The 5,170-nt window shown below is 37.9% G+C and carries 5 protein-coding genes; 1 reads left to right on the forward strand and 4 read right to left on the reverse strand.

The window, feature by feature from the left end; all coding sequences use genetic code 11:
• Window positions 1-301: 301 nt before the first annotated feature.
• The 4 genes from ACFE90_RS23970 to ACFE90_RS23985 all read right to left on the reverse strand — a co-directional run bounded on the left by ACFE90_RS23970 (window position 302) and on the right by ACFE90_RS23985 (window position 2,623).
• On the reverse strand, window positions 302-592 hold the full coding sequence (locus ACFE90_RS23970) for a GGDEF domain-containing protein (protein WP_375504976.1): 291 nt from the start codon (window positions 590-592) through the stop codon (window positions 302-304).
• On the reverse strand, window positions 553-810 hold the full coding sequence (locus ACFE90_RS23975) for a hypothetical protein (RefSeq protein ID WP_375504971.1): 258 nt from the start codon (window positions 808-810) through the stop codon (window positions 553-555). Before ACFE90_RS23975 ends, ACFE90_RS23970 begins: the two co-directional genes overlap by 40 nt.
• Before the next feature lie 138 nt (window positions 811-948).
• On the reverse strand, window positions 949-1,803 hold the full coding sequence (locus ACFE90_RS23980; protein WP_375504972.1) for a bifunctional class I SAM-dependent methyltransferase/HIT family protein: 855 nt from the start codon (window positions 1,801-1,803) through the stop codon (window positions 949-951).
• 79 nt (window positions 1,804-1,882) lie between these two features.
• Complete coding sequence (locus ACFE90_RS23985) at window positions 1,883-2,623, reverse strand: Uma2 family endonuclease (RefSeq protein ID WP_375504973.1); 741 nt, start codon at window positions 2,621-2,623, stop codon at window positions 1,883-1,885.
• A gap of 148 nt (window positions 2,624-2,771) precedes the next feature.
• On the opposite strand from ACFE90_RS23985, the gene ACFE90_RS23990 reads away from it, so the two are divergent.
• A partial coding sequence (locus ACFE90_RS23990) for an NACHT domain-containing protein (protein ID WP_375504974.1) occupies window positions 2,772-5,170 on the forward strand: 2,399 nt, incomplete at its 3' end.

The raw sequence follows: 5,170 nt of genomic DNA on the forward strand, positions 1-5,170 counted from the left end.
AGCACAACGCGCTCAACAAGAAGCACAACGCGCTCAACAAGAAGCACAACGCGCTGAAGTTGCAGAACAAAGAGTGCAACAATTGACAGAACAATTAAGAGCGCTCGGAATAGATCCAGATAATCTGGCTTAATTGAAATATTTTGCAATATTTTCAACGAAACCTAAAAATTAGGTGTTGTTATATTTATGTATTTTTCATAATGTTTGTTAAAAATTATACATTTTATCAATTAGATTGTACACACTTAATGCAATTGCGCCCATCTAATTTAGCAGCATATAGTGCTTGATCTACTACTTACAATAACTCATCAGTGGTTTTTCCATGATCTGGAAACACACCCACTCCACCCGAAACCCTCGTATATATTTCTTTACCTCCAGATTCCAACCGCACAGCTTGAAACGATAACCGAATTTGTTCGGCGTGCTGACACGCTTTCTCCTGTGTCAGCCCAGGTAAAGCTAATACAAACTCCTCACCACCATATCGGCATACAATGTTTTGAGAATCACTATAGTTGCGAAGAAGGTCTGCAAATACCTGAATTATGCGATCGCCAGCCTGATGACCGAATGTATCATTAATATTTTAAAATAATCGATATCCATAATTATCAAGGCAACTCGATCAGAATCCCGCGTTGCTCGTATTAGTTCTTTTCCAGCGATCGCTAGCATCATCAAAATGAAAGGCTTGCTAGCCAAAGAAGTTGAGCGACGGTGCCAAGCTGTAAACGCAACAGTACTTGAGATGATTACAGTAACGCTCAGAATAACAAAGTAGAGATTGTACTGAAAAAGCATGGTGACGATGCACTTAAAAGCTTATCTCAACCTTATGAGATAAGCTTGAGTAAGTCATGAGGTTCCAGCAATTTTCATAATTACTTCAAAACGGTCAAGTTACAGCAGAATTCTGGCTCCTGAATTCTTAGAGAAAAACTATTGTTTTTTAGGAATAACGTTCCTGATTCCACTTTTAGTAAAAACAGTATCACCTTTGTAACGAGGGATGATATGAATACTAGTGTGCATAATATTTTGACCTGCGGCTCGATTGATATTCATTCCTACATTAAAGCCATCAGGTTCAAATTCTGCTTTGAGAATTTCTTGTACTTTGTTCACCATAAACCAGCAAGCAGATTGCTCTTTAAATGGTAGTTCAAAATAATTGCTAACATGACGTTTAGGGATAATTAAAATATGTCCTTTACTTATAGGATAACTATCAAAAATAGCGTAAGCAGTTGCTGATTCAGTTAATAATTTTAGATTGTTTCTAGGATTACAAAATATACAATAATTAGATGAGTTTCGCTGATGGTTATAGTGAGTATATTCATACACTTCCCGATGTTCATCTAAGAAAATTGAAGGAAATGGAAGTTTGACGATACATTGATATGTTGGTTTTTTATATACATAATGCTCTCTAAAACCTTCTTTTTTGATATCCCTTCTTACAGCATAATAAGCTTTACCTCCTGGTTTTAATAAGTGGGATATTTCCATAATAACATTAGCTTGTCCTTCAGGAAATAAAACATTTAAAACATAAAAGCAAATTATGGTATCAAATTTATTTTGAGGATATTCTGGAAAATAATAAGGGTCATAACCTGTAATATCACAACCTTTTTGGCGCAATATTTTAACATCATTACCAAAGCCACAACCAAAGTCTAGTATTTTGCCTTGTAAAAGGTTTTGATTTAATAAAAGCTGTGCAGGAAATGACAGATAACTTCTTTCGATCGCAGTAAGATGGCTGAACTGATTTTTTTGCTGTTTCATGGAGTTTTTGGTGCTGATGTCCCAAAATTATTATTCCCAGCATTTCTTTAGGTTATGCGATGTCTACGACGGGCTACGCCTACGCATCAGGGTCAATACCTAGCTCACGTAACTTAGCTGCTAATATATCAGCACGTTGGCGTTCCTGTTGGGCACGTTGGCGTTCTTGTTGGGCTTGTTCGCTACTCCACAACAGCAAATTTCCTTCTGTATCCCACCAGCGCAGCCAATTCATGGTTTGACATAATCTTTCACCTTGCCAAATTCCGAGAAATAACTCTAACTCAGGAATCCAGTAACGTCCATTAGCGTCTGCTTGCTGCAAAGTATATTGTCCATTTTGCAAGCATCGTAGTTCTATGCTTGGTTCGTAAGGGTCGTAGGTTACGTAGGTTGGAACTTGGAGAATCTTTTCGTAATAATAGAGTTTACCATAGGGTGGAGTTGAGCGGACTGATAGTTCTCCACCTTCTGTATCTGAGAGAAATTCCATCACTACAGCCACAGCAGCGCCTTCTAAATTCGGGGTATAGCTGCGACGAACTACATTTGTTCCCACAGACTGCACTTGAGGAACGTAAAACCAGTCTGGTGCTTTAACGACAATTTTTTTGTTGACTGTGGCTACAAGTCCAAAATTAGAGCCAATCAGCATCTGGGGTTGGATGCGTCCTGTGTTTCCCAAAGCATCGGTAAGCGCAGCAGCGATCGCAGGTTGTTGAATATTTTCCACTGGATCGTCGGGTAAAATGAAGTCGGCTGGAAGTGCTTCCCAAGTTACAATTGGTTCTTTTTGGATGGAGTTAACTTGTAGAACCATAAAATTATTCCTAATATTCATGCACAGTTATTAGTTATTTTTAACAAATCTTCAACCAGGATCGCTCTTAAGCTAAAAACTCAGAAATCTGGAAAAATTTCTCTGACAGGTGTATATACTCGTAGTCAAGCACTTAGCAGGCGTGAGTATGATAGTTGAGTGGTTTACTCTCTGGATAGGTCAAAAAGCGGTTGGATTTCTTGTCAAAACTATTATCAGCGAAGAATTTTTCAAAGATTTAGTTAAGGACTACGCTAAAGATTTTTTCAAACATATTTTTAATAATGCTGTAACCGCGCCCTTTAAGCAAGAACCGCTTCAGAAAGCTGTAGTTATGGCGCTGACAGAATTTTTGCAAGCGATGCAGCAACAGTTAAAGGTTCGTTGCAAACTTTCTGAAGCTGAAATTCAAAATTATGCTGAAGATATCAAGAAATTTATCCGTGATAAGTCGGTTAAAGAAATTCTTGGTCAGGCTTTTGATATTAAATGTGATTCTCTAGATTTTAAAACACTAGCAGATAGTTGGAAAAGACTTCAAATCCAACCTCTACCGCCTAAATTTAACTGGCAAACAAATACAGAGCAGTATCTGATACAAGTTCAAGATATTCTTTCGGATTCAGAAGAGTTACGCTATATCCTGGAACTTCAAAAATTATCCAGTATTGATAAAACTTTAAAAGAAAATACTGACATTCCCAAGGATTTTAATTTACCGCAATATTTAGAAACTATTCGTGAACGCTACGGTAATCTGAAGTTAGATAGTTTAGAAACTACAGCCCGCGAACATCCGGTAAATTTATGGCAAATGTTTATCCCGCAAAATGTGCGGCAAGTTTATCAGGTTTTACCAGAACTGCCTAAAGAACATCTCCGCAGACTACAAGAAAGTAACCAATTAGATGCGGAATTGGAAATAGAAAAATTTCAAGAAGAAACAGAACGTTATCAACGTAATTATTTTAAACAGCCAATCCGTTCAGTATTAGATGTTGTCCGAGATAAGCAACGTAAAAATTATCTAGTTATTTTAGGCGATCCTGGTTCCGGCAAGTCTACATTGTTGCAATATCTAGCGTTGGATTGGGTAGAAAAAACTCTCGAACAGAATGATTTTAATCTGCCAATTCCTTTGCTGATTGAATTACGCAATTATATGCGCGATCGCAATGCGGGTAGTTGTAATAATTTTCTCCAATTTTACCATAATAGTCCCAATTGTTTTTATCACCTCAATCAGCATAAATTGCATGAGCAGCTAAAGGCTGGTAATGCTTTAGTCATGTTTGATGGTTTGGATGAAATCTTTGAATCGGCGAAGCGGGAGGAAGTAATAATTACCAGTATTCATCGCTTCACTAATGAATATCCCGATGTGCAGGTAATTGTCACTTCTCGGATCATCGGCTATAAGCAGCAACAATTGCGAGATGCAGAGTTTCGCCACTTCATGTTGCAAGATTTAGAATCAGCACAGATTCAAGATTTTATCGAACGGTGGCATGATAAAACTTTTAGTCAAGCCGAAGAAAGAGATAAAAATATCAAACGAGAGCGTCTACAAAGAGTAATTAATGAATCAAAAGCAATTGCAGAACTAGCACAAAACCCTCTGCTGTTAACCATGATGGCAATTCTCAATCTCAAGCGAGAATTACCCAGAGATAGAAGTGAACTGTATAAAGATGCTTCAGAGGTTCTGCTGCATAATTGGGACGACGGACGCAATTTAAAGCCGGATGAACGTCTGGACATTATTGATTATAAAGATAAACAGGCAATGTTGCGTCAAGTTGCTTATCAAATGCAAACCAGTGAAAAAGGTTTAGCTGGCAACATTATCTATGCGGATGATTTAGAAGCAATCTTCACTAAATATCTGCACAGCATACCAGTGAGTGATGCCAGAGATAAAGCCAGACGGTTGATGAAACAACTGCGCGATCGCAATTTTATTTTATGTTTCTTGGGTGCAGATTACTATGCCTTTGTGCATCGGACTTTTTTGGAATATTTCTGTGCTTGGGAGTTTGTCTGGCAGTTTGAGAAAGAACGTAGTATTACAATTGAGTATCTCAAAACTGAAGTTTTTGGCAAATACTGGCAAGATGAAACTTGGCATGAGGTATTGCGGCTAATTGCAGGAATGATTGAGCCAAAATTTGTTGGTGAAATTATTGATTATTTAATAATGCTAGATGGTGAACAGCAAGAATTCATAAACCTGTTTTTAGCAGCTAACTGTCTTACAGAAGTAAGAAATCGCTCGGCGATTGCGTCAGTGGCTAATAAATTGCTTGATAAGCTTAAAGACTTAACTAAATATGACCTCTGGTACTATTACGAACCCTATGATGATGAAGAAGAAACTGAGCTAGTTCAGGAAATTCGCACTCAAGCAGTTGCAACAGTCGCCGCAATTTGGAAAGATAACAGCGATATCTTATACTGGCTTAAAGACCGCGCTACTACTGAGGATGAATGGTATGTGCGAGATGCAGCCATCGAAGCATTAGCCAGCAATTTCAAAGATGACCCGGA

It is taken from the genome of uncultured Nostoc sp., assembly GCF_964245445.1.
Taxonomy (GTDB): Bacteria; Cyanobacteriota; Cyanobacteriia; order Cyanobacteriales; family Nostocaceae; genus Nostoc.